The sequence below is a fragment of the Arthrobacter sp. MYb224 genome (assembly GCF_002975455.1).
Classification (GTDB): Bacteria; Actinomycetota; Actinomycetes; order Actinomycetales; family Micrococcaceae; genus Glutamicibacter.
Map to the genome: position 1 here is coordinate 625,432 of NZ_PCPU01000001.1, position 23,522 is coordinate 648,953.

19 protein-coding genes are annotated in these 23,522 nt (G+C 59.1%); all 19 read right to left on the minus strand.

Annotated elements, in window-relative coordinates:
* Window positions 1-34: 34 nt before the first annotated feature.
* Complete coding sequence (gene dnaE, locus CQ017_RS03005; protein ID WP_105552422.1) at window positions 35-3,598, minus strand: DNA polymerase III subunit alpha; 3,564 nt, start codon at window positions 3,596-3,598, stop codon at window positions 35-37.
* An 83-nt stretch (window positions 3,599-3,681) separates the two neighbouring features.
* A complete protein-coding gene (locus tag CQ017_RS03010) occupies window positions 3,682-4,629 on the minus strand; it encodes an RluA family pseudouridine synthase (protein ID WP_105552423.1) in 948 nt (315 codons plus the stop codon).
* A complete protein-coding gene (gene lspA / locus CQ017_RS03015) occupies window positions 4,626-5,198 on the minus strand; it encodes a signal peptidase II (protein WP_258133469.1) in 573 nt (190 codons plus the stop codon). Before lspA ends, CQ017_RS03010 begins: the two co-directional genes overlap by 4 nt.
* A 108-nt stretch (window positions 5,199-5,306) precedes the next feature.
* A complete protein-coding gene (locus CQ017_RS03020; protein WP_105552425.1) occupies window positions 5,307-6,044 on the minus strand; it encodes a DivIVA domain-containing protein in 738 nt (245 codons plus the stop codon).
* Between the two features lie 226 nt (window positions 6,045-6,270).
* Window positions 6,271-6,567 carry a YggT family protein gene (locus CQ017_RS03025; RefSeq protein ID WP_096286481.1) on the minus strand — a complete coding sequence of 99 codons (297 nt, stop codon included), beginning with the start codon at window positions 6,565-6,567 and terminating at the stop codon, window positions 6,271-6,273.
* 23 nt (window positions 6,568-6,590) lie between these two features.
* The gene (locus CQ017_RS03030) at window positions 6,591-7,142 is read right to left on the minus strand and encodes a cell division protein SepF (protein ID WP_105552426.1); all 552 of its coding nucleotides are present in this window, start codon (window positions 7,140-7,142) and stop codon (window positions 6,591-6,593) included.
* Between the two features lie 126 nt (window positions 7,143-7,268).
* Window positions 7,269-7,991: a polyphenol oxidase family protein gene (locus CQ017_RS03035; RefSeq protein ID WP_105552427.1), complete on the minus strand. Its 723-nt coding sequence runs from the start codon at window positions 7,989-7,991 to the stop codon at window positions 7,269-7,271.
* A 20-nt stretch (window positions 7,992-8,011) separates the two neighbouring features.
* A complete protein-coding gene (gene ftsZ / locus CQ017_RS03040) occupies window positions 8,012-9,202 on the minus strand; it encodes a cell division protein FtsZ (RefSeq protein WP_105552428.1) in 1,191 nt (396 codons plus the stop codon).
* A gap of 218 nt (window positions 9,203-9,420) precedes the next feature.
* Window positions 9,421-10,155 (minus strand): cell division protein FtsQ/DivIB, encoded by a 735-nt coding sequence (locus tag CQ017_RS03045; protein ID WP_105552429.1) that lies wholly within the window; start codon window positions 10,153-10,155, stop codon window positions 9,421-9,423.
* 14 nt (window positions 10,156-10,169) lie between these two features.
* A complete protein-coding gene (murC, locus tag CQ017_RS03050; protein ID WP_105552430.1) occupies window positions 10,170-11,573 on the minus strand; it encodes a UDP-N-acetylmuramate--L-alanine ligase in 1,404 nt (467 codons plus the stop codon).
* A 2-nt stretch (window positions 11,574-11,575) separates the two neighbouring features.
* Window positions 11,576-12,700 carry an undecaprenyldiphospho-muramoylpentapeptide beta-N-acetylglucosaminyltransferase gene (gene murG, locus CQ017_RS03055; protein ID WP_105552431.1) on the minus strand — a complete coding sequence of 375 codons (1,125 nt, stop codon included), beginning with the start codon at window positions 12,698-12,700 and terminating at the stop codon, window positions 11,576-11,578.
* Window positions 12,701-12,757: 57 nt separating this feature from the next.
* Complete coding sequence (locus CQ017_RS03060) at window positions 12,758-13,999, minus strand: FtsW/RodA/SpoVE family cell cycle protein (RefSeq protein WP_105552432.1); 1,242 nt, start codon at window positions 13,997-13,999, stop codon at window positions 12,758-12,760.
* Between the two features lie 25 nt (window positions 14,000-14,024).
* A complete protein-coding gene (gene murD / locus CQ017_RS03065; RefSeq protein WP_105552433.1) occupies window positions 14,025-15,560 on the minus strand; it encodes a UDP-N-acetylmuramoyl-L-alanine--D-glutamate ligase in 1,536 nt (511 codons plus the stop codon).
* Window positions 15,542-16,645: a phospho-N-acetylmuramoyl-pentapeptide-transferase gene (gene mraY, locus CQ017_RS03070; RefSeq protein WP_105552434.1), complete on the minus strand. Its 1,104-nt coding sequence runs from the start codon at window positions 16,643-16,645 to the stop codon at window positions 15,542-15,544. Before mraY ends, murD begins: the two co-directional genes overlap by 19 nt.
* A complete protein-coding gene (murF, locus tag CQ017_RS03075) occupies window positions 16,642-18,099 on the minus strand; it encodes a UDP-N-acetylmuramoyl-tripeptide--D-alanyl-D-alanine ligase (protein ID WP_105552435.1) in 1,458 nt (485 codons plus the stop codon). The genes mraY and murF overlap by 4 nt, the downstream gene beginning before the upstream one ends.
* Before the next feature lie 50 nt (window positions 18,100-18,149).
* Window positions 18,150-19,742 (minus strand): UDP-N-acetylmuramoyl-L-alanyl-D-glutamate--2,6-diaminopimelate ligase, encoded by a 1,593-nt coding sequence (locus tag CQ017_RS03080; protein ID WP_105552436.1) that lies wholly within the window; start codon window positions 19,740-19,742, stop codon window positions 18,150-18,152.
* Window positions 19,736-21,550, minus strand: a complete 1,815-nt coding sequence (locus CQ017_RS03085) for a penicillin-binding protein 2 (RefSeq protein WP_258133470.1) — start codon at window positions 21,548-21,550, stop codon at window positions 19,736-19,738. The genes CQ017_RS03080 and CQ017_RS03085 overlap by 7 nt, the downstream gene beginning before the upstream one ends.
* A gap of 76 nt (window positions 21,551-21,626) precedes the next feature.
* Window positions 21,627-22,403 carry a hypothetical protein gene (locus CQ017_RS03090; protein ID WP_146112413.1) on the minus strand — a complete coding sequence of 259 codons (777 nt, stop codon included), beginning with the start codon at window positions 22,401-22,403 and terminating at the stop codon, window positions 21,627-21,629.
* 2 nt (window positions 22,404-22,405) lie between these two features.
* Window positions 22,406-23,398 carry a 16S rRNA (cytosine(1402)-N(4))-methyltransferase RsmH gene (rsmH, locus tag CQ017_RS03095; RefSeq protein WP_105552438.1) on the minus strand — a complete coding sequence of 331 codons (993 nt, stop codon included), beginning with the start codon at window positions 23,396-23,398 and terminating at the stop codon, window positions 22,406-22,408.
* Window positions 23,399-23,522: the final 124 nt, after the last annotated feature.

Sequence of the window (23,522 nt, forward strand, 5' to 3'; positions counted from 1 at the left end):
GTTACCCAACCCGGTCATACGCCTCTGGAAGTTGCTACACATCCAAACAGGCAGGGCCCAGCAGTACCTTGAGGTCTCCGAACAATGCGGGGTTCGGATTGACCCTGAAGTTCATCCCTAGCCGCATCAAGGAGGTTCCCCGGCTGCCGGTGAGTTTCACCCGCACCTCGGTATTGCCATTGTGGGTACGCAGCACGTCACCGAGCTTTTGGATCAGCGATTCGGTGGCCTTATGCGTCGGAATCCCGATGACCACCGGTCCGGTGCCAGAGGCATCGGAGAGTTCCGGAATCATCATTTCTTGGGCGTTGAGCGTAATCGAACCATCATCGCGGCGCTGCACGCGGCCCTTGATGACCACGATCAGGTCATCGGCCAGGATCTCGGCGATCGGCTGATAAGCCTGCCCGAAGAACATGACTTCCATGGAGCCCGAGAGGTCTTCGATCTCACACCGCGCGTAGGGATTGCCGGATTTCTTGGCAATGCGCCGCTGCAGCCCGCTGATCATGCCTGCAATCGAAATGACGTGCCCATCGGAGGGCCCTTCATCCGAAAGCACGCTGGTGACCGGCATATCCGCGTACTGGTCCAGGGCAGAGCCCAGTCCCTGCAAAGGGTGGTCCGAGACGTAAAGGCCGAGCATATCCCGTTCGTAAGCGAGCTTTTCCTTCTTCTCCCAGTCGGGGAGGTCGGGGACGGCCACCGTCATCGCGTCCGAAACATCGGAGGTATCCAGCGCGCTGAACAGGTCAAACTGGTTCGCGGCCTCATTGCGCTTGAGCTGGATGACCGAGTCCACTGCTTCTTCGTGGATAGCCACCAGCGCACGGCGCGGGTGCTCCATCGAGTCGAAAGCACCGGCCTTGATCAAGGATTCGATGGTGCGCTTGTTGCATACCACCGCCGGAACCTTGCTCAGGAAGTCGCTGAAGTCCCGGTAGGCTCCCTTTTCGGTGCGCGCTTCGACCATGCCAGCCACGGCGTTGGCGCCGACGTTTCGGATGGCGCCCATGCCGAAGCGGATGTCCTTGCCCACAGGGGTAAAGTTCAAGGCCGATTCGTTGACATCAGGCGGCAGCACGGTGATACCGATGTGGCGGCATTCGTTCAGGTACAGCGCGAGCTTATCCTTGTCGTCGCCGACGCTGGTGAGCAAGGCGGCCATGTATTCGGCCGGGTAGTGAGCCTTGAGGTAGGCGGTCCAGTAGGAGACCACACCGTAGGCTGCCGAGTGGGCCTTATTAAAGGCATAGTCGGAGAAGGGCAGCAGAATGTCCCACAGGGTTTTCACTGCGGCGTCGGAATACCCGCTGTCGTTCATGCCCTTTTTAAAGCCGGCGAACTGCTTATCCAGTTCGGACTTCTTCTTCTTGCCCATGGCGCGGCGCAGAATATCTGCCTGGCCCAGCGAGTAGCCGGCCAGTTTCTGCGCGATCGCCATAACCTGCTCCTGATACACGATCAGGCCGTAGGTCCCGCCGAGAATATCCGCAAGCGGTTCTTCGAGTTCCGGGTGGATCGGAGTAACGTCCTGCAACCCGGTTTTACGCAATGCATAATTGGTGTGCGAGTTCGCGCCCATTGGACCCGGACGGTACAGGGCGATGACTGCCGAAATGTCTTCGAAGTTATCCGGACGCATCATTTTCAGCAGTGAACGCATCGGGCCACCGTCGAGCTGGAACACGCCGAGGGTATCACCGCGGGCAAGCAGCTGGTAGGCCGCGGGATCTTCCAAGGTCAACACCTCGAGGTTGATCTCGTTCCCGGTGTTGTACTGAATGTTCTCCAGCGCGTCGGAAATGATGGTGAGGTTGCGCAACCCCAGGAAGTCCATCTTGATCAGCCCCAAACCTTCGCAGGTCGGGTAGTCGAACTGGGTGATGACTTGGCCATCCTGAAAACGGCGCATAATCGGGATCACGTCAATAATCGGATCCGAGCTCATAATGACGCCGGCGGCGTGTACACCCCACTGGCGCTTCAGCCCTTCCAGGCCCTTCGCGGTCTCGAAGACACGCGCGGCTTCCGGGTCATTCGCCACCAGGTTGCGGAAGTCCCCGGCTTCGGAATAGCGCTTCGAATCCGGATTCTCAATGTCGTTGAGCGGAATGTCCTTGGCCATCACCGCCGGAGGCAATGCCTTGGTCAAGGTTTCACCCATGCTAAATGGGTAGCCAAGCACGCGTGAGGAGTCCTTCAGCGCTTGTTTGGTCTTGATCGAACCATAGGTCACGATCATGGAGACACGTTCGTCGCCGTACTTTTCGGTCACGTACTTGATGACCTCCGCGCGGCGGCGATCATCGAAGTCGACGTCGAAGTCGGGCATGGACACACGTTCCGGGTTCAAGAAGCGCTCGAAGATCAGCCCGTGCACCAGCGGGTCGAGGTCGGTAATACGCATGGCATAGGCAACCATGGAACCGGCACCGGAGCCACGGCCCGGACCGACACGGATGCCGTTGTCCTTGGACCAGTTGATGAAGTCCGCCACGACGAGGAAGTAGCCAGGAAAGCCCATCTTGATGATGACGTCCAGCTCATAGTCCGCCTGCCGGCGCGAAGCGTCCGGAACGCCATTGGGATACCTGTAGTGCATCCCCTTGTCGACTTCCTTGATCAGCCAGCTGGTCTCATCTTCTCCCGGAGGACAAGGGAACTTCGGCATGTAGTTCGCGTTGGTGTCAAAGGTGAGATCAACGCGATCTGCGATTTCAAGGGTGTTGTCGCAGGCTTCTGGATGTTCCTTGAACAGCTCGCGCATTTCGCGCGCGCTCTTGAGGTAGTAACCGGAACCGGAGAATGCGAAGCGGCTGCCACCCTGGTCATAGGTCGGTTCATCGAGCGTGGAACCCGAGTTGATGGCAAGCAGCGCCTCGTGCGCTTTCGAATCAGCTTCATGGGTGTAGTGCAGGTCGTTGGTCGCCACCAAGGGGATGCTCAGCTCGCGGGCCAGGCGCAACAGGTCCTTGGTGATCCTGCGTTCAATCTCCAGACCGTGGTCCATGATCTCGCAGTAGTAGTTTTCCTTGCCGAACAGGTCCTGGAGCTCCGCCGCGGCAGCCTTGGCCGCGTCGTATTGCCCGAGGCGAAGCTTGGTCTGCACCTCCCCGGAGGGGCAACCGGTGGTCGCGATCAGGCCCTCGGAATGCTCGTTGAGCAGTTCGCGGTCCCAGCGCGGGTACTTGCCGAACACCGAGTCCAATGAGGCTCTGGAGGAACCCTTGAACAGGTTGTCCATGCCCTTGTTGTTATAGGACAGCAAGGTCATGTGGTTGTACAGGCCACCGCCGGAAACGTCGTCGCCTTTTTGCGATTCGTCGGTACGCCATTTCACACGGGTCTTGTCATCACGGGCGGTGCCCGGGGTGACATAGGCTTCTACGCCGATAATTGGCTTGACGCCGGCGTCGGTCGCCCGTTTCCAGAAATCAAAGGCGCCAAAGAGGTATCCATGGTCGGTGATGGCCATGGCTTCCATGCCTTGCCGGTTGGCTTCTTCGAATAGCTCGCCTAGCCGGGCTGCTCCGTCCAGCATGGAGTATTCGGTATGGGTATGCAGATGGACAAATCCGTCACGTGTCGCGCTCACTGAACCAGTCTAGCGATTCACGCAACGAATTTCGTCCACTGCCCCACCCGCTGTGGGAGCTCTCATAGCAAGTAGCGTGGGATCTAGTAAGTTCCCTCGCGCAGTAGCTCCAATGCACCCGACAGGTCGTGCGGATATTCGCTTTCGTACTCGACCCATTGATCGGTGACAGGATGGTTGAATCCCAGACGCTTGGCATGTAGCCATTGGCGGGTCAGTCCCAGGGCGGCGCTGAACTTCGGGTCCGCGCCATAAGTTTGGTCGCCGACGCAGGGGTGGCCGAAGGCTGAGAAGTGCACACGGATCTGGTGGGTTCGGCCGGTTTCCAATTGCACTTCGACCAAGCTTGCCCGCCCAAAGGCCTCAAGCATTTCGTAATGGGTCACCGAATCACGTCCGCCTTCGAGTACCGCAAATTTCCAGTCGTGTCCCGGGTGGCGGCCGATGGGCGCGTCGATGGTTCCTTCTAGGGGATCCGGCAGTCCCTGGACCACCGCGTGGTAGACCTTTTTCGGAGTACGTTCCTTGAAGGCGCGCTTGAGCGCGGTGTAGGCGCGTTCGGACTTGGCCACCACCATCAGGCCACTGGTGCCGACGTCGAGCCGATGCACGATGCCCTGGCGTTCTGACGCGCCGGAGGTTGAGATGTTATATCCCTCGGCCATCAGCGCGCCGACAACTGTCGGGCCGACCCAACCGGGCGAGGGATGCGCCGCGACGCCTACCGGCTTGTCGATGACCACATAGTCATCTTCGTCGGCAATAATCTTCAGATCTTCCACGGCTATTACTCTAATTTCTAATGGATCGGCCTGGGGTGGGATGGTCACGTGCAGCTTGTCCCCCACTTGGAGCTTAAGCGGCTTGGTGACAATCCGTCCGTTGACTTCAACCATCGAATCTTTGCACAGGGACTTGGCCAGGGTGCGCGGGATTTCCAGGGCCTTGGAGATGTGGACGTCCAGGCGTTGCCCTGCGTCTTCAGGGGCGACGAGTAGTTCGTGGATCTCGGTGGTGTCGGTACCGCTCATGCTGTGGGCTCCGTGCTTTCGTCGTCCCCGTCGTTCATTTTCTTAGTTGGCGCATCGCCGATGGTGCCATCCAAATTTCTCCCGCGGATCAGCATCAGCGCAACCACGATCATCGAGCAGACGATGAACGAGTCGGCGACGTTGAAGATGGCAAAGTTTTGGACAGAGAACATGTCAACGACATGCCCGAAGCCAAAGGCCGGCTCGCGGAAGATTCGGTCGGTCAGGTTTCCCGCGACCCCACCGAGCAGACATCCCAGGGTGATCGCCCAGGAGCGTACCGCGACCTTGCGCAAGAGCAGGTAGATCACGTAGACCACGACCGCCGCTTGCAAGATGGCAAAGATGATCGTGAAGTCTTCGCCCATGGAGAAGGCGGCCCCGGGGTTGAGAATGTAATGGATATCCAAGAAATTCGGGATGACCACGAAGGATTCGCCGAGTTCCATATTCCTCTCCACGAGAATCTTGACCGCCTGGTCCAAGACCAGCGCGATCAAGGCGATGACCAGCCCGATGCCGGTGAAGCGCTTGGCCGCAGCAGCACTTCTCGGTTGTGAAGCACTCAAACTATTACCCATTAATTCCCTTTAAACATCAACGGTGGCGCCGGACAATCCCGAGCACCACCGTCAACTGTACTGATATTTAGTTCAAGCCATCAAACCCGTAAGGGACTAGTTGGACTTGGTTGCGTTATCGATGGATCCCTGCGACTCAAGGTCGCGGAGCTGTCCTTCGATGTAAGTCTTCAGACGTGCACGGTAGTCACGCTCGAAGCCACGCAGCTGCTCAAGCTTGCGCTCAAGTACTGACTTCTGCTGTTCCAGTGCGGAGAGAGTCTTGCGGCTCTTCTCTTCTGCAGAGGTAACCAGCGAGTTCGCTTCGGTCTTAGCTTCCGAGATGATCTTGTCACGCTGCTCAACACCGGAGGCAACGTATTCATCGTGCAGTCGCTGTGCCATCGAAAGCACGTTGGCTGCAGATTCTGCGGACTCGGTGCGAGGAGCGGCAGCAGGAACGGCGTTGGCTCCAGGAGCCGCGTCCTTCTTGTCCTCGACCTTGGCTGCAGCAACCGGAGCTTCGGCCTTCTTGGCCTCGGCTGCTGGTGCAGCTGCTGGGGTCTCGACCTTCTTTGGCTCTTCCGGCTTGGTTTCAGCCTTCTTTTCTTCAGCTGGTTTCGCAGCTGGAGCGGCGGCCACGGGAGCTGGAACGGACTGTTCCTTGGCCGAGACGCTGGTGTCCCCGCCTTGCGCTGCCAAGCGGCGGCGCAGCTCTTCGTTCTCACCGGTCAGGCGACGCAGCTCCACAACGATCTCGTCGAGGAAGTCATCTACCTCGTCTTGGTCGTAGCCTTCACGGAACTTGGTCGGCTGAAACCGCTTATTGACTACGTCTTCTGGCGTCAAAGCCATTGGGTCACCTCAATACTGGGATCATTTCCGCTCGACCGTTGATGTCTAGCGAAACACTTACCGTTCATTCAGTGTCGCGACCGGTGAAGTCGGAGCACTATTTCCTAAAGGATATAACGATTCGGACACTAATTACGAAACCGAACTGCCGGGACAGCTCTTTTTCTATTGAATTTTACAGTTTAGGATCCAGCCAGATCCTCGTATTCTTCTACGAAATACCTGCTCAGATCCCTGTACTGTAACCTACGCCACTAATGATCGATTTGACAATCATTACGACGATAAACAGGATCAAAAATGACAAGTCAAGCCGGATTCCACCGATATCCAATGGCTTAATCCTGCGTCTCAACCAACGCAACGGCGGGTCGGTAATAGTGACGATTGCTGTTGCGGCCACTAGCGCGATCCCTTTCGGGCGCCAATGCCGTGCAAAACTTTCAGTTATGTCCAACACAATTCGCATTATTAGCAGAATCTGCAAGACAGCTAGCAGGAAATAAATAATCCCGAACACCATGTTTACGCGCTCGCTCCTGCAGCTTAGCTCTGGTTGAAGAAGGTCGCCTGAGCTTCGGACTGTTTACGGTCTTCACCCAGTACTTCCACAGTGGCCGGGGAGAGCAGGAATACTTTATTCGTGACTCGCTCGATGGAGCCGTGGAGTGCGAAGACTAGGCCAGCCGAGAAGTCGACCAGGCGCTTAGCATCGGTTTCTCCCATATCGGTGACATTCATAATCACCGGGATTCCGTCACGGAAGTTCTCACCGATGATCTTGGCATCGTTGTAAGAACGCGGGTGAACGGTAGTAATTTGACGCAATTCGGAATCCTCATCCCGTACTGAAGGGGCACGCTTTATCGGTGTGACCGGAGCACGGTATTCGTTCTCTGGTTCTTTGGCTACGGAATGCGGGGCAACCGACTTGACTACCGGCTGCGGGCGCGGAGCTTCGGAAGGACGCTGCGGGGCAGCATCTTCTACGGCCCGCACCTGGGTCCTAGGTTCTGAGTTGTCCATTTCGGCCTCGCTCTGCTCAACAGCATCCGCCAAGCCGAGATAGACCATTGCCTTACGTAGTCCGTCAGCCACGATATTTCTCCTCAGTTGTCCCGTGCATGCACCCGCAGGTGCATGATTCCGCTACTCTGACGCTACCGCACGGCAATCGACAGGCATCGCTCATTCGAATTTTTTTGCGCGGTGTGTCGCGCAAGGCTAGGCTTTCGGCCATATCAGGCCAGCCAATCGACCCGCTTGCGGAGTTCTTCGGTAGGAGAAGAATCTCTCATCCTCTAAGGTGCAAATTCCGCTTTGCTGTACCGTAACACCAAGGGCTGAGAGTTCCTGCTCGGCCGACACTGGCAGATCGAGAGCGGGAGTTCCCCAGCTAGTGCTGGATCGTATCCCCGGTCGCGCAAGCTCGGATTCGGCCGCCATCGCTTCAGGGACTTCATAGCAGCGCCCGCAAATGGCCGGACCGATGACGGCCTCGACCGCATCTGCACCCAATTGCCGCAGTTCGTCGACGGTACGCGTCAGAATCCCACCCAGAAGCCCTCGACGCCCGGCATGGGCCGCGGCGGTGAAAGTCCGATCATTGCGCTTGTCTCGTGCAACAAAAAGGACGGGCAGGCAATCGGCGACCATGACGGCCAGGGCCTCGCGACCGGTAGGGTCAATGAGCGCATCGCAGGTCGGCGCCTCGGGTTCATTCCATGAGGTTCGCAGGCCTGGGGCAATGTGCACCGCCACGGTGGAATGGATTTGGTTCATGAAGTGCAATGAAAAACGGCGAACCCCGATCGAGTCTTCCAGCTTGGCCCGATGCTCCCCTACTAAGTGGGGGTCATCGTTTACATGCAAGGCCAGGTTTCCCTCGGCTTGCGTGGTAAATGCCAGTTGGATACTCGAATCGAGGTTCGACGCGAAATGTAGCACTGCTCAGCTTGTCGCTGTTTTTACTTTAGGAAGTCCGGAACGTCCAGGTCATCGTTCGAACCGTTAAGGTCCGAGTCGACAACGTCTGGAAGATCCTGGAAGGAGTTGTTCTGCTCCGCTGCCGCTGGCTTTGCTTCTGGAGCAGCAGCCGCCGGAGCTGGTGTTGCTTCAGGGGCCACCGCAGCTGGAACAGGCTGCTGCTCCTGTGCCTGACGGCTGGCCGCTGGCTTTGAAACCAGCGGAGCCATCGGCTTGCTGGTTACGTCCGGCTCGTCAAAGCCGGCAGCAATTACCGTGACTCGAGCTTCGTCACCCAAGGCGTCGTCGATGACGGCACCGAAGATGATATTGGCTTCTGGGTGCGCGACTTCCTGAACCAGACGAGCTGCCTCGTTGATCTCAAACAAACCGAGATCCGAGCCACCCTGAATGGAGAGCAGGACGCCGTGCGCACCGTCAATGGATGCTTCCAGCAACGGCGAAGCGATTGCTAGTTCCGCGGCCTTGACCGCACGATCCTCGCCACGTGCCGAGCCGATACCCATAAGTGCCGAGCCGGCACCCTGCATAACGGACTTCACGTCGGCGAAGTCGAGGTTGATCAGACCCGAGGTAGTGATCAAGTCGGTGATGCCCTGAACACCGGAAAGCAGAACCTGGTCTGCTTGGCGGAATGCGTCCAGAACGGAAACGTTGCGGTCCGAGATGGACAGCAGTCGGTCGTTCGGGATGACGATCAGAGTATCGACTTCGTCGCGTAGTGCCTCGATGCCATTTTCGGCCGAGTTTGCGCGGCGGCGACCTTCGAAGGTGAATGGGCGGGTAACGACGCCGATGGTCAGTGCGCCCAATCCGCGGGCGATTCGTGCCACAACGGGCGCGCCACCGGTACCGGTGCCACCGCCTTCGCCGGCGGTCACGAAGACCATGTCGGCGCCGCGGAGGACGTCTTCGATCTCTTCTACGTGGTCTTCGGCTGCCTGGCGTCCCACATCAGGGTTCGCGCCAGCGCCGAGACCGCGAGTAAGTTCGCGTCCTACGTCGAGCTTAACGTCGGCATCACTCATGAGTAGAGCCTGCGCATCGGTATTGATGGCGATGAATTCAACGCCCTTGAGACCGACTTCGATCATTCGATTGACTGCGTTTACACCGCCACCGCCGATTCCGACGACTTTAATGACCGCGAGGTAATTCTGTGGAGCTGCCACGTCCCGCTTCCCTTGTTAGATGTGCTACATATTTCACGATTCATGCGCGAAACCTTGACCTTTTGCCTTAAGGTTAAGTTTCTGTCAAGCTATCGCTATTAAGAACGCTATGAGCCATGCTGGCTTTCTGCAACGACCGCCGTGGCGTGTCGCCTATTGAAACCTATCTTTCCAGAATTTACCTTGAGAATGTTCATCCCTCGCCCGTGGCGAACGACTTAATACGTCACCGGGTTCTCTGGATTGGTCACGTCGATGACCTTGGCCATCTTCGGATTTTCTTTTAGTTCATCGAGGAAAATCTTCGCAACTTCATTTTTAAGTGCGGCTTTCGCCCCGTCTCCCCAGATCAGAGTTCGCTTCTTCGGCAAGGCGAGTTCCATGAAACCGGCCTGGGTCAGCGTAGCGGTGGAGACCTGCTTGAGCACGTTGGGCTCCACCGTGCTCAGGATCCCGGTCAACAGCTGAAACTGTTCCGGGTCTTTGGTTTGATCCGAGGCCTTCACCCGAGGAAGTTTGGTCTTGTCCTTCTCTCCGACTTTTTTCAGCTTCTCTCCGGTAGAGGAGACGATATAGGAATTTTTCCCCTCCACTAGGATCGCCACAGGCTCGGCCTCCACCACTTCGACGACTAGCGTGTCGGGCATTTTCGCACGCACCACAATCTCGTCCACGGCTGGCTGATCGCCGATAAGCTCTGCGACACGCGATTCGGAGATCCGCGGCAGCGGCACTCCTTCCAGCGGCGCCAGCGCTTCGAGCAGCTTCTTCTCGCTGACCAGCTTGCTTCCGGCCACCTCAATCTTCTTGGCGGCAAGCAGCGGCGAAAAGCTGAGAATCAATACCGCCGCGATGCTCAGCGCCACAATGCTTGCGGCGATGACAATGAGCAGCTTGCGTCGTTTCTTCTCCGGGCTGGCTGGCAGCTCGACAACCTTGGTGTTTTCTCCCATGGTGGCTCCCAGCTTTATTCGCAGGACAGTGCTGCAACGATTTGCGAACCAAGTTCGGTCACGTCGCCGGCACCAATGGTCATCACAACATCTCCGGGTTCGGCATACTCGACCACGTGGGCCACCGCCGCCGCCGGGCTGAGCACTTCGCTTGGCACTTCGATCCGCTCGGCGATCAGCGCGCTGGTGACTCCGGGGATCGGCTCTTCACGTGCCGGGTAGATCTCCAGAACGCGCACGCTGTCGGCCAGCGACAAGGCTTGGGCGAACTGGCGGTAGAACTCTTGGGTTCGGCTGAAAAGATGCGGTTGGAACACCACATGCAGCTTTCCGTCTCCCACCACTGCACGTCCTGCCTTCAAGGCGGCGTTTACTTCGGTGGGATGGTGGGCGTAATCATCATAGACACGCACGCCTTCGGCTTCGCCTTTGAACTCAAAACGGCGCGCTGCACCTGCAAAACTCGCCAATGCCTCAAGCGCATCGTCGATTTCGAGCCCGGCATCCATGCCTACCGCCAGGGCTGCGGCAGCGTTGAGCAGGTTGTGCTGGCCGGGCACCGCAAGGTTCAGCGTATGGCTCTCGCCGCTCCCCCATTCGATGGTGCATGCAAAACGCCCGTCGTCCAGCGCGCGCGCATCGCTGAGCCGACGGTCAGCGTGATCGGCGAAACCGTAGGTCTGGATCCGCAGTTCGGGACGTTCGTGGCGCATCTTGCGAGCCAGATCATTGGCGCCTTCATCATCTGCACAGCAAATGAGCAGGCCATCCGCGGGCAGCAGCCGAGCGAAATCTACAAAGGCCTGGTGCACGGCTTCCGCCGTACCGTAGTGGTCGAGGTGATCGGCTTCGACGTTGGTGACCACGATGACATTTGGCCGATAATTCAAGAACGATGAATCGGACTCATCCGCCTCGGCGACGAAGATCGCTCCCGCGCCGAGTTCTGCGTTGGTGCCCAGACTCGGAATGTTCGCGCCCACGGCAAAAGACGGGGCTGCCGCGGCGGTCTTCAGCATATGGGCGGTCAACGACGTGGTGGTGGTCTTGCCGTGGGTTCCAGCGATGGCCACCACTTGCTGATGGCCGCGCATGGTCGCTTCGAGCCCCTCGGAGCGGTGCATTATGCGCAGTCCCCGGCGTAGTGCTTCATCGTACTCGGCGTTCCCGGGCTTGATGATCGAGGAGATCACCACGGTGTCCGCGTCGCCCAAGTTCTGTGGGTCATAGCCGACATGGATACGCGCACCGCGCCCGCGCAAGCCGTCGAGTACCGGCAGGTCCTTGGCGTCGGAGCCGGAAACCGATACCCCGTAGTCCAAAAGCAGTCGGGCAACGGCAGAAACGCCAACACCGCCAACACCCATCAGATGTACCTTGCCAAGTTCGGCGATGTGTTCGCCTGGCTGCTGTGCCATGTTTAGCCTTTCTGACCCGACGCTGAACGGCGGGATGAAACTTCATCGATAATCAGGGCCGCCATCTGCTCGGCGGCGTCTCGCTGCCCCAGGGCGGCGGCAGCCTGCGACATCTGTTCAAGTTTATGCTGATCGGTGACCAAGTTCAGGACTGTGTCGGTGACAAACTCGGGAGTGAACTCATCGTCGGCGACCAGCACCGCGCCCCCTGCTGCGACGAGTGCACGCGCATTGAGCTTCTGCTCACCATTGCCGATGGGCAGGGGCACCAATACCGAGGGGGTGCCCGCCACGGCCAGCTCGCAAACGGTCCCGGCACCCGAACGGCAGATCATCAGATCGGCCGCCGCATAGGCGTAGTCCATGCGTTCCACATATTCGCGCTGCGTATAGCCCTGCCGCGCCAAGAGATTTCCCTGGGCATCGGTGGCCTGCTTATCGCGGCCGGTAATATGCACCACGTGAATTCCGGCGGCCGTCAGCTCATCGAGCGCGGCGACCGTCGTGGTGTTGAGGCTTTGCGCCCCGGAGGAACCGCCGGTGACCAGGAGTACCGGAGCTTCATCGGTGAGTCCGAAATACGCGCGTGCTTCCTCGCGCAACGCGTTGCGGTCCATCAGCGCAATATTCGAGCGCATCGGCATGCCCACCTGGCGTTCCTTGGGTAACCCCGTATTGGCGAAGGTGGTTCCGACCGCAACGGCGTGTTTGGCACCCAACTTATTGGCCATGCCGGCAACCGAATTCGCCTCATGGACAAAGGTCGGTATCCCCAGCTGCTTTGCCGCTAAATAGGCTGGTGTGCATACGTAGCCGCCCACGCCGAGCAGTGCTTCGGCCCCGCTTACGCGCAGGGTCCGCTTCGCCTGGCTTAGCGCCTTGAGGAATCGAAATGGGAACTTGAGCAGATCCAGCGAAATACTGCGGGGCATCGGCGCCTTGGGAATCAGCTCCAGCCGATATCCAGCTTCCGGCACCAGCTTCGTTTCGAGTCCGCCCGGGGATCCCAGCGCGAGGATTTCTGCTTGATGCTCCCGTTTGCGGACCGCATCGGCGATCGCCAGCATCGGCGAGATATGGCCGGCGGTTCCGCCTCCGGCAACGACCAGACGGATCGGATCACTCATGGCTTTTTCTACTCCTTGGGTCCAAGACCGGCTGTTAGGCAATAACGTAGGCGAATACTACTTTTTAGGCTTCTTGGCATCCTCGACAAGGGTAGCCAATGCGGCGACCTTCTGGGCGCGAGCCGAACACAGGACAAAACCCATGGCGAGCATTACGGCCAGCATGGCCGAGCCACCGGAAGAGATGAACGGCAAAGGCACGCCGATGACCGGCAGCAGTCCGCTCACGGTGCCGAGGTTGATGAACGTCTGGCCAATGATCCACGAAGAAATGCACCCCATGAGGACCTTCGTGTACAGGTCATTTACGCGCATCGAAATGCGGTACATGGCCAAGGCCAAAAGCGCGAACATGGACAGCACGAAGAGCACTCCGACAAAGCCGAACTCTTCACCAAGAATTGAGAAGATAAAGTCGTTTTGAGCTTCCGGAACATAGGACCACTTCAACCGTGATTGCCCGGCGCCAACACCGAACCAGCCGCCGGATGCAAAGGCATGAAGTCCCATGCTCGACTGGTAGCAGATCCTGTCGTCGGGTCCGCAGTCGATGTTCAGCCACGCCAGCACTCGGGCACGGCGGTTGCTAGAGGCAAAAACCAAGACCGAGAGCACGATAAAACCCGCGGCGCCGGTCAGGGCCAGCCACTTGACCTTGAGCCCGCCGAGAAATAATGCGGTGGCGATGATCAGGATGAGGATCAGCGCGGTACCCACATCCTTGCCCCACAGCACCAGCAGGAGGATGGAGCCGCCGACGGGAGCAACTACTGGAATGAACAGGTGCTTGTAGTCATGCAGCATGCCCTGTTTCTTTTCCAGCATGAACGCGGCAAAAACCGCCAACGCCAGCTTGGCGAATTCACTGGGCTGCAGCCCCACGGTGGCGGTGATGCGGATCCAGTTTCGGTTGCCCAAGACCTCATGGCCCAACGGGGTGAAGGCCACCAGGAAGAGCAGCCCGAACGCGATGATTGCCGCCGGCCAGGCGAGCCGCTTCAAGGACTCTGGTTTGAAAAATTGCATGACGATCATGCACGCGATCCCCAATGCGGCAAACATCGCCTGGGAGATTGCCACCTCAAAGCCGTCGTTTCCGCGCGCGATCGCCTCGACCGATGCCGAGGACTGGACCATCAGCACACCGAAGACGGCTAGGGCGATGGAGGTGACGAACACCAGCATGTAGTCAATGGAGGCGGTCCGGGCACTACCGGATTCGATATTGCCGATGAGCCGAGAAATCGGGGAGATTTTAGGCTTTCCGTTCTTGGCTTTTTTGCCACGTGGTGACGCCATATCTGCCTCCCGTCCCGTCCGCTGCTTACTTGGTTTCTTCGGTGCCCGCATCCATCAGATCACTGACCGCGCTGATAAATGCGTTGCCACGCTGGGCGTAGGAACTGAATTGATCCATCGATGCCGCGGCCGGAGCCATCAGCACGGTGTCGCCGGCTTGAGCTAGTTCTGCCGCCTTGCGCACCGCTTGGGTCATCACCTGAGTCCCGCTAGGGGCAACGCCCTCGGCGGCTAGCCCTTGAGCGGTAATGTCGATCAGCTGTACCTGCGGTGCCTGTTCGGCCAACGCCGCACGCAGCGAATCGTTGTCCGTGCCGATCAGCAGCACGGCTCGTAGCCGTTGGGCATGCTCCTTGACCAGTTCGGTGTAGTCCACGCCCTTGGACAGGCCGCCGGCGATCCACAGCACCGAGCTGAACGCCGCAAGGGAAGCATTTGCCGCATGCGGGTTAGTTGCCTTGGAGTCGTTGATCCACAAGATCTCATCGCGACGCGCCACCGCTTGGATGCGGTGCGCTCCGGAATCAAACCCGCTAAGCCCCTTGGCGATCGCTTCGGCTTCCACCCCGTAGGCGCGGGCCAAGGTGGCCGCCGCCGCGGCGTTGGCCGCGGTATGCCGTGGAACGATCTCGCCGATATCTTTCAGCGCCACCAGTTCAAGCGCGTTGGTCCGGCGATCTTCGATGAATGCGCGGTCCACCAGCAGTCCTTCGACGATGCCTACGGTGGAAACCGCTGGGCTGTCGGTGGAGAAGCCAATGGCCCGGCAGCCTTCGACAACATCCGCGTTCTCGACCATTTTGAGCGTCGGCGCATCGGCAGTATTGAAGATCGCGGCGACTTCGGTGCGTTCGTAGATCTTGGCCTTGTCGGCCTTGTAGCCTTCGAATCCGCCATGCCAATCGACATGGTCCTCCGCGATGTTCAGCACCACCGAGGCGAGCGGCGAAATGCTGTGGGTGTAGTGCAGCTGGAAGCTGGAGAGCTCAACGACGAACACGTCGTATTCCACCGGTTCGCGCACCGCATCGAGAATCGGGGTGCCGACGTTGCCCACGGCGATCGCCCGCAGGCCGGCGGCCTGCAAGATCGCCTCGGTCATTCCTACCGTGGTGGTCTTGCCGTTCGTGCCGGTGATCGCCAGCCACTTCGGCGCGGTACGCCCGGCGCGGTTCTGGACCCGCCAGGCCAGTTCGATGTCGCCCCAGATTTCGATGCCGGCATCCGCGGCTTGAAGCAAGATCGGGTGACGCGGATTCCAGCCTGGCGAGACGATCACCAGGTCTGGCGCAGCGCCATCGACCTGTGGCAGCGAAGCGACGTGCTGCTCGCCGAGCAGCACCTCGTGGGCTCCGACCAGCTTGAGCGTTTCGGCGCGCTGGGCGTTGATCTTATCGTCGCGGCCGTCGATGACGCTGACGATCGCGCCCAGCTCGATCAGGGTATCCGCGGCAGAGAAACCGGAAAGCCCGAGACCCGCAACGAGAACGCGCAGGCCCTTCCAATTAGCATCCCAACTTCTCAGATCGGCCAGTTTTTCACTCACAGTGCGACAACCCATTCGGAGTAGAACAGACCCAGTCCGGCTGCCACGAACAGTCCGGCCAGAATCCAGAATCGAATAACAACATTCTCTTCGGACCAGCCGGAGAGCTCAAAGTGATGCTGCAGGGGCGCCATCTTGAACACTCGCTTGCCGCCGGAAAGCTTGAAGTAACCCACCTGGATGATTACCGACAGGGTAATGATCACGAACAGCCCGGCGATAACTAGCAGCAGCAGCTGCGTGCGCGAAAGAATGGCCATGGCCGCCACGGCGCCGCCGATGGCCAAGGAACCGGTATCGCCCATGAAAATCTTTGCCGGCTTGGCGTTCCACCACAGGAATGCGATCAGCGCACCGGAGATGGTGGCGCCGAGCAGCGCCAGATCCTGCGGGTCACGCACGGTGTAGCAGACTTCCATGGCGTTGGCGTTGCCGCAGGCCTGGTTCTGCTGCCAGATGCCGATCAAGGTGTACGCGCTGAACACCATGATCGAGGCCCCGGTCGCCAAACCGTCCAGGCCGTCGGTGAGGTTCACGCCGTTGGTGGTGGCGGTGACGATGAAGTTTGCCCAAAGCACGAACAGGATCAAGCCGAGCATTGGTCCGGCAAAGGCCAGATCGATGTTCAGGTCGCGCAAGAAGGAGATCGCGGTGGACGCCGGGGTCAGGCCCTGGCTGTTGGGGAACTGCAAGGCGAGGATGGCGAAGCTGATGCCCACGATCGCCTGCAGGACGATCTTCTGGTAGGCACGCAGGCCCAGGGAACGCTTCTTGGCGATCTTGATGAAGTCGTCGAGGAAGCCGACCAGGCCCATTCCGCCAAAGAGCAGCAGCACCAGCAAACCGCTGGCGGTGATGCCCGAGGAGGTGCGTCCCATTAATCCGAGGATCAGGTGCGTGGCAAAGTAGGCGACGAACACCGCAAGCACAAAGACCACCCCGCCCATGGTGGGGGTGCCGGACTTCACCGCGTGCGAATTGGGGCCGTCGTCGCGCACGACCTGGCCGTACTGCTTTTTGGTGAGCAGCCGAATGTATAACGGCATCGCCACCATGGTCAGCACCAGGGCAATGCCTGCGCCTAGAATCAATGCGATCACGCGTCTTCGCCTTCTTTCACAAGTGCAGCGATGTCATCGCCCAGGTGCCGCAGACCGGCCCCATTTGAGGATTTAAACAGGACAATATCTCCAGGTAGTAGCTGCTCTTGAAGCAAGGTACGTGCTTCGTCTAGATCTTCCACAAAATAAGCTTCGTCTCCCCAGCTGCCTTCAAGCACCGCCGAATTATAGGCAAGTTTCGCGCCCCAGCCGATGACCAGCAATTTCTTGATGTTCATGCGTACCGCGATCCGTCCCAGCACATCATGCTCATGCCGGGAGTCGTCGCCGAGTTCAAGCATTTCGCCCAAGACCGCCCATGTGCGCCGGGCGTGGCCCTGCTCATCGGGCAGGCCGAGCTCGGCCAAGGTGCGTAGCGCGGCGCGCATGGATTCCGGGTTTGCATTGTAGGCGTCATTGATGATGGTGACGCCGTCGGCCCGCTCGATGCGCTCCATCCGCCAGCGGCTGCCGGCGGCCAACCCATCGAGGGTCTCGGCGATCTGCGCTGACGCGATCCCGAGTTCAAAGGCTGCGCTCGCGGCGGCGAGAATGTTGCTCACGTGGTGGCGGCCCAGCAGGCCGGAGGTGATCCGCTGGCTGTAGCCGTCGGCGAATTCGAGGGTCAGCTCGGGCTGGCCTTGCGCATTAACCACAACATCGCTGGCCCAAACGCTGGCGTTCTGTGGCTTTCCTTGGATGCTGCCGAAGTACCGGACCGCTCCCCCGGAGCGGTCCGCCATGCGCGCTACCCTGGCATCTTCGAAGTTCAGCAAGGCGGTCCCGGAGGCGTCCAAGGCCTCGACGAGTTCGCCCTTGGCTTTTTCAATGTTTTCGACTCCGCCGAATTCACCGGCATGCGCGGTCCCGACGCAGAGCACTACGCCAAGCTTCGGGCGAACCATGTCGGTCAGGTAGGTCAGGTGTCCCACGCCGGTGGCGCCCATTTCGATTACCAGATATTTGGTTTCCTCGGTGGCGGTGAACACCGTCAGCGGAACGCCGACTTCGCCGTTGTAGGAACCGATCGGCGAAACGGTCGGTGCGACCTTGTCCAAGATCGTCGCCAGCAGGTCTTTGGTGGTGGTCTTTCCGGCCGAACCGGTAATCCCGATCACCACGGCATCGTTCCGGGTCTTCAGGTATTTGACGATGTGCGCGGCAATCTGGCCCATGGCTTCGACCGCGTCTTCGACGATGATTGCCGGGTGCTCGACCCGCCGGTCATCTAAGGTGATGCGTTCGGCCAAGGCCAGCACGGCACCACCGGCGAGAGCCTTGTCGATGAAGGCGTGCCCGTCGGAGAACTCACCGGGCTTGGCGACAAAGAGGGCTCCGGGAAGCACGTCACGCGAATCGGTGGTGACCGATGAGATGACGGTGGATGGGACGACAGAAGCTGTCGCGCGACCCCCGGTGATCGCGAGCAGGTCGGAGAAGGACAAATCAATCATGGCAATTAGGACTTTACACTTGTGCGGCCGTGGTCGAGGACTTCTGTGAGCTAGTAAATGGTCACAAATCCATGAAGTTTTAGGGCGTTGGCCAATTCGATGCGGTCATCGAGGGCAACGTCAATTCCCGCTACGTCTTGGCTGACTTCGTGTCCACGACCGGCGATGAGGATCGCATCTTGGACCCCCGCCAAACTCACAGCGAACTCTACGGCTTTAGCGCGTGGCGCGATGTTGAACAGCTGCACCTGCCGGCGTTCGCCTTCGATGACAGCGCGCGCTCCGGATGCGACTTGCTCGCGAATCGGTGCGGGGTCTTCGCCGTGTGGGTCGTCGTCGGTGACGATGACGATATCGGCGTGGCGTGCGGCTACCGCGCCCATGTCCGGCCGCTTGGTCTTGTCGCGTTCACCGGTGGCGCCAAAGACGATGATCCGCCGGCCCTGATCTCCGGTGCGTACCGAGTCCAGAGCCTTAGCCAGTGCGTCGGAATTGTGCGCGAAGTCCACCACGGCAACCGGGGCTTCGCCGATCACCTGCATGCGTCCGGGAACCGACACGGACAACGGTTCGAACTCCTCCAGCACCTGTTGCAGCGTATCGAGGTCAACTCCGCTGCTAAGCACCATGAGCGTGGCCAGCGCCGCGTTGGCGACGTTGAATAGGCCCGGCAGCCCGGTACGCGCATGCAGGGTTCGCCCGTCGCGGTGCACGATGGAGAATTTATGTCCAAGCGCACTAGGCGCAAGGTCAGTGACTATCCAGTCGGCGGTCCCGTTGGCAGCGTCGAGGCTCAGCGATTCGGTGGGGATCAGGGCCTGCTCCGCCAAGCGCTGGCCGTACGGATCGTCTACCATCACCACCGCGCGTTCGCTATGCTGCGAGTTAAACAGCTTCGCCTTGGTCTGGAAGTACTCCTCCATCGAACCGTGCAGGTCTAAGTGGTCTTGGGTGAGATTGGTATATCCGGAGACCGCAAATCGAAGTCCGTCCACTCGGCCATAGCTCAGTGAGTGGCTGGAGACTTCCATGGCCACGGTGGCGACTTCTTGCTCCTGCATCCGCGCCAGGACACCATGCAGCTGGGTGGCCTCGGGCGTGGTCAGCACGCTGGGGATGATCTGGCCGCGAGCAGACATTTCGATGGTGCCCACGAGGCCTGAGTGCCTGCCCAGGGCCTCGGTTATCGCGCGAATCATGTAGCTTGTCGTGGTTTTGCCATTGGTGCCGGTGACCGCGAGCAGCTGTGGGCAGCGTGTATCTGTGCCGTAGACGCTGCTAGCGGCTTGGGCGGCTATCTGCCGGACGTTCGGCACCACTGCTACCGGGATTGACAGTTCGGCTGGCAAGAACTCCAGCCCGGCAGGATCGGTGATCAGGGCAACTGCACCGTGTTCGAGCGCAGCCGCAAGGAATTCGGCTCCGTGCCGCTTGGCACCCGAAATCGCTAGGAACACGTCTCCCGGCTGAACGATCTGCGGGTTCAGGCTCACACCGGTAATGTGCGGATTAAGCCCGGTACCTCGGTCCTTTGCAGTTGCGGCAACCGTCACGCAGAGCCGGTCAAAGCTGATTCCCTTGACCGATTGGGGTCGTAAATAACGTTCCAGCTCGCGTGGCGTGCCTGATTCCTGGACTACCAAGGTTTCTTTTGTTCCTTACCAACGAAGACGTCGTACGACTCAGATTTAGTGGAGCTTGGCGGCACGTTGTAGGTGTTGAGCACGTGGCTCATCACCTCGGTGAACGTGTCGGCGACCGAAAAGTTCTTCCAGCTGCCTTGTGGACGGTACATGGTTGCCACCACAACGTATTGCGGGTCATCCAGTGGTGCTACGCCGGCAAACGAATAGCTGTATCCGTCGTAGCCTTTGTCGCTGGCGGCCTGGCCGGTACCGGTCTTTCCGCCTACCCGGTAGCCCGGTATCTTCATTTTAGTACCGGTGCCGGATTCCACGACACCTTCCATGAGTTTGAGCATCTCTTTAGATGTCGTCTTTTTCACAACTCGGGTAGTTTTCGGGGTTTCAGGTTTGGTGATGCTGCCGTCTTCGTTCTTGTACCCCTCGATGAGGCTTGGAGCAATCAGTTCGCCGCCGTTGGCCAAGGCTTGGAAGATCGATGCCGTGTGCAGCACCGTCTGGGAATAGCCCTGGCCGAACATGGTGGTGTACTGCTGGCGTCGGTCCCAATTCTCGGGTTTTGCCAGCTGACCGGCGCTGGCACCATTCAGACCAAGGTAGATCGGGCTGCCCAGCCCAAACTTGCGCATGTAGTCATAGCGTTCCTTGTTGCTGAGCTTATTGCCAACCATCACCGTGCCGGTGTTGTAGGATCGGGCGAAGATTCCGGCCACGGTCATGTCATAGGTGGCGTGCGGCAACGAGTCGTGGATCGTCTCTCTGGTGACCGTCACTTTGTTCGGGACGCGCATTTCGGTCTTCGCAGTCACCGCACCTTGGTCTATCGCCGCGGCGAAGATGGCGGCTTTGCCTGTGGAGCCTGGTTCAAAGGCACGGGTGATGGCCACCGAACGCCGGAATTCCGGGTCGGTGGCTCCCGGATCGTTGGGATCCAGCTGGGCAGAGTCGCCGATGGCAAGAATCTTGCCGGTCTTCACTTCTTCGACGACGACCGAAACCCATTCAGCGTTGAATTCTTTCTGCTTCTTTTCGGCTTCACGCTGGGCCACATAGTTCACGTCGGAATCGATGGTGAGCATCACGTCCTGGCCATTGACCGCGGGAGTTTCTTCGACTTCGGTGACCGGGATGCGCACGCCGTCGGCGCTCACCTCGATCTTGCGGCTGCCGTTGGTTCCCTTCAGATGCTCCTCTTGGCTCAGTTCGAGCCCTTCGGCGCCGACCACGGTGGTCTGGTCTTCGGAATTGCGAACAAAGCCAAGCAACGGTCCGGCAATGACGCCTTGCGGATATTGCCTTTCGCTGCGCAGTAATGGCGTCAGACGAGGGATGCCAACTTCCATGACTTCGTTCTTGACTTCTGGGGTGACTCCCTTGGCAAGAACCACGTAGCCTTTGGGCTTGGCGTCATCCTGCGGCTGAACCGATTTGGCAAGGTCTTCGGGGTTCTGCTCAAGAATTTCCGCAAGTTCCTGGATCGCCTGGTCCCAGCCGATGAACTCGCTGCCGTTAGTCCCATCACGCTTGGCGCGGCGGATTTGATCTCGTTGATCACGCTGATCGATCACCAGGTCGTATCGATCCACGCTGACCGACAACAAGGTTCCCTTGCGATCGACAATTGAACCGCGAGTCGGCGCGATGATTTCTTCGCGCTGACGATCGGCCTGAGCGGCGTCGGCGACGGTGGAAGCGTTGATGCCTTGCACCCAAAATAGCCGACCAGCAATCGCCAGGAGTGCTGCCAAAGATAGGATCAGCAAAAAGCGCATGCGCTTTTTTGCGGTTTCCAGTGCGGTCGAGTTCACGGTGATACTCAGTCCCCTCAACGTGGTTTCTTGACAGCGAGAATTACCGCCGTAGTCCTAGCTTAGAAAGCGAAAGTTAGTTCGTCGGGGATTTGATCATTGGTGCCGGGATCGTGCCGCCGTTGAGCTCGCTGTCGTTGAAGACCGGACGCCCGTCATCAGCGACCTTGCGAGTTGCCGCCTCTTCCTTCGCCTCGGACTTCGTGGAGTCCTTGGAATCCGATGCCTCATTAGAGGTTTTGGATTCGTCCTTGGAATTCTGCCCCACGGTGGGAGCAGGAGCCTTCGACTCGCTCTTTTTCGTGTCAGCCTTCTCGCGGATGCTTTGTCCTGGCAACGGGAGCGTCGCATAATTTGCGGCGTTTCCTTCTGCAGTGACGGCCTTGTCGGCTGATTTCTTGATGCTGTTGTCTGATAGGTCGACGAGACCCGGTGCTCCCGGAGCCACCAGGCCTATCGCTTTGGCCTCCTTGGCGAGCGCCTGTGGAGCGGACAACGACTGGGCTTCCTTCAACAACGCTTGGTTCTCCTGAGAGAGCGCGCGTTCTTGGTTTCGCAAGGAGACGATGTCGTACTGGCGCTGCGCGACCGAGGTATTCATGAAAACGAGCGTGACCATAACCGCGAAGGCCAGCAGGACTAAAGCGATTACCATGACGAGCATTGAGCGTTTATTCGTCTCGTTCATTCGAGGAACGAGCGAGAGCGTCACACGCTGCCGAGGGTCATTGCCAGCCAGTTCGCTCGCCGCCACCGGCTCCGGACGAACATCGCGAGCGGCACTACCTTCTACAACCGGCTGTGCGGTCATAGCGGCAGTCTTCAATACTCGACGTTGGGCTCGTTGGCTCATGGCTAGCTCCTTTTCAGAACTCTTTCGACCGCCCGTAAGCGGGCCGATGCAGCGCGTGGGTTTTCTGCAATTTCTGCTTCGTTCGGCTTTTCGGTGCCCTTAGTCAGAACCTTGAATTCAGCCTTGTGCTCTTCCAGCTCGACCGGGAAGCCCGGTGGCGCGGAGGAAGTTGAGCCCTTCACGAAGTGACGTTTGGTGATCTTGTCTTCCAGCGAGTGATAGCTCATCACGACCACTCGACCACCAATATTCAATGAAGACATTGAGGCAGGAATAGCCCGCTCCAGTACATCGAGTTCTTCATTGACCGCAATACGCAACGCTTGGAAGGTCCGCTTGGCCGGGTGGCCGGAAGTACGAGCGGCAGCAGCTGGAACGACTGTTCGGATCACGTCCACCAGTTGGGCGGTGGTGGTGATTCGTTCTTTATCCCTGGCTTCGACGATTGCGGTGGAAATTCGACCCGCGAATTTCTCTTCACCCCACTGCCGAATGATGCGCAGCAGCTTTTCACGGTCCAAGTCGTTGACTAGATCTTCGGCAGTTGGACCTACCGAGGTGTCCATTCGCATATCCAATGGTGCATCGTAGGAATAGGCGAATCCGCGTTCGCGTTCGTCTAATTGAAGCGACGAGACGCCCAGATCAAAGAGGACACCATCGATTCCCGGGTAGCCGAGGTCTTCGACAACATCTGAAATTTCGTCGTACACCGCATGAACCAAATCAACGCGCGAGGCGTAGGGCTTGAGCCGTGCACCTGCAAGCTCGTGGGCTTGTTCATCGCGGTCGAGGCCGATCAAGTGGAGGTTGTCGAAGCGCTGGAGAATGGCTTCGGAGTGCCCGCCCATTCCTAAAGTGCAGTCCACGACGATTGCCTTGCGTCCGGCGGCGTTGGCGCGTTCGATGCCCGGTGCCAAGAGATTGACACATCGATCCAGTAATACCGGAACGTGTCGTTCCGATGCGGGTCGTTGAGAATCTTGATTCGGCACTGCGCCCCCTTTCGCTATCGTCGTGTTCGCTGGATTCAGATCCCCCTCCAACCTTGTAACGGCGATCGTCGATCTGGCTCCGGGGAAGTGGAGCCAGAGCAAGTCCCCCTGAAGGTGGCTGGAG

Coding starts and splice junctions, on each gene's coding strand:
- CQ017_RS03090 (WP_146112413.1), bottom strand. CDS start 22,403: ATGAGCCAACGAGCCCAACGTCGAGTATTGAAGACTGCCGCTATGACC.
- CQ017_RS03025 (WP_096286481.1), bottom strand. CDS start 6,567: ATGGTGTTCGGGATTATTTATTTCCTGCTAGCTGTCTTGCAGATTCTG.
- CQ017_RS03060 (WP_105552432.1), bottom strand. CDS start 13,999: ATGGCGTCACCACGTGGCAAAAAAGCCAAGAACGGAAAGCCTAAAATC.
- CQ017_RS03020 (WP_105552425.1), bottom strand. CDS start 6,044: ATGGCTTTGACGCCAGAAGACGTAGTCAATAAGCGGTTTCAGCCGACC.
- murG (WP_105552431.1), bottom strand. CDS start 12,700: ATGAGTGATCCGATCCGTCTGGTCGTTGCCGGAGGCGGAACCGCCGGC.
- murD (WP_105552433.1), bottom strand. CDS start 15,560: ATGGGTTGTCGCACTGTGAGTGAAAAACTGGCCGATCTGAGAAGTTGG.
- murF (WP_105552435.1), bottom strand. CDS start 18,099: ATGATTGATTTGTCCTTCTCCGACCTGCTCGCGATCACCGGGGGTCGC.
- CQ017_RS03045 (WP_105552429.1), bottom strand. CDS start 10,155: ATGGGAGAAAACACCAAGGTTGTCGAGCTGCCAGCCAGCCCGGAGAAG.
- CQ017_RS03010 (WP_105552423.1), bottom strand. CDS start 4,629: ATGAGCGGTACCGACACCACCGAGATCCACGAACTACTCGTCGCCCCT.
- murC (WP_105552430.1), bottom strand. CDS start 11,573: ATGGCACAGCAGCCAGGCGAACACATCGCCGAACTTGGCAAGGTACAT.